At 43.6% G+C, this 381-nt stretch carries 1 protein-coding gene; it reads right to left on the minus strand.

The features are described 5' to 3' along the window. Positions 1 to 281 (minus strand): hypothetical protein (locus tag AB4585_RS25660; RefSeq protein ID WP_372171602.1); only part of this gene is annotated, 281 nt, incomplete at its 3' end. Positions 282 to 381: the final 100 nt, after the last annotated feature.

Raw genomic sequence — 381 nt, forward strand, 5'->3', positions numbered from 1 at the left:
ACTTCCATCTCTCCACCGTCATCTACGACCACCTTCTGCTGCCACTCTCCTTTGTCATTTTTGACAAAAGAAATTACCCCCTTAAGGCTGACTACACTGTCTACCTCAAAGAGACCCTGATCGTAAGCATGCTGACCCAAAAGACAGCAATCTACTGGCATCTCAGACACTGATGACTCGGCTCCTACCTCAATACGAACCTTTGTCAGTACAGTGATATCCACCGAACCTACTTGCCTATCTATTGACTCAATTACACCTTCCAAAATTACTTTGTTCATACCGATTCCTTAATTTCTTTACGAGGATGACGATTTACCGTCGTTAACATTGAGCAATGAACTGCCCAAATACCGTTATCAAAACCGCGCTTTGATAACC

Origin of the sequence: Vibrio sp. 10N.222.49.C9, assembly GCF_041474985.1 — a bacterium.
Lineage (GTDB): Bacteria > Pseudomonadota > Gammaproteobacteria > Enterobacterales > Vibrionaceae > Vibrio > Vibrio crassostreae_C.